The following is an 825-nucleotide window of genomic DNA, read 5'->3' as shown; positions in this document are numbered from 1 at the left end:
GCTTGCACAGCTGAAGAGGCTTCGCGCTGAAGTGATCGAGCCCAAGATCACAGCATCGCACGGACGCATCGTCGGTTCCGCTGGCGACAGCCTTCTTGTCGGATTCGCCAGCGCAGTCCACGCGGTGCAGTGTGCGGTCGAAGCCCAGGAGGGTTTGGCCGCTCTCAATGCAAGTTTGCCCGAAGACAAGCGCATGACTTTCCGCATGGGCGTGAATTTGGGCGACGTGATTGCACAGGACGATACGATCTACGGTGATGGCGTGAACATCGCCGCGCGGCTCGAGAAGCTTGCAGAACCTGGCGGCGTCTGCGTCGCGAGCAACGTCTACGAGCAGGTCAAAGGCAAACTGGACTATGCCTACACCGACCTCGGCAGCCATCAGGTCCACAACATCGTGGAGGCGGTGCGCGCCTATCGGGTCAGTCGAGCAAAACCCACTTCGGCATTCTCGACACGGGATACGCTGACGCTTCCCGAAAAACCGTCCATCGCGGTCTTGCCATTCGACAACATGAGTGGCGACCCCGAGCAGGGCTACTTCGCTGACGGCATGGTTGAGGAGATCATCACCGCGCTGTCCCGGACGCGCTGGCTGTTCGTCATTGCGCGCAACTCGAGCTTTACCTACAAGGGACGGGCAGTGGACATCAAGCAGGTCGGACGCGAGCTTGGTGTGCGCTACGTGCTTGAAGGGAGCGTGCGCAAGGCGGCGAGCAGGATTCGCATCACCGGGCAGCTTATCGACGCGACAACGGGAGCACATCTATGGGCCGACCGTTTCGACGGCGGGCTGGAGGACGTTTTTGACCTGCAGGAGGAAGT

General features: G+C 60.7%; 1 protein-coding gene. It reads left to right on the top strand.

The window, feature by feature from the left end:
- Positions 1-31: 31 nt before the first annotated feature.
- The coding region (locus EN857_RS33230; RefSeq protein WP_348630925.1) for an adenylate/guanylate cyclase domain-containing protein at positions 32-825 on the top strand (794 nt) is incomplete at its 3' end.

This window comes from Mesorhizobium sp. M4B.F.Ca.ET.214.01.1.1, assembly GCF_004791545.1.
Classification (GTDB): domain Bacteria; phylum Pseudomonadota; class Alphaproteobacteria; order Rhizobiales; family Rhizobiaceae; genus Mesorhizobium; species Mesorhizobium abyssinicae.
The sequence above is the reverse complement of the archived record's forward strand: the minus strand, read 5'-3'. Positions and strand labels throughout refer to the sequence as shown.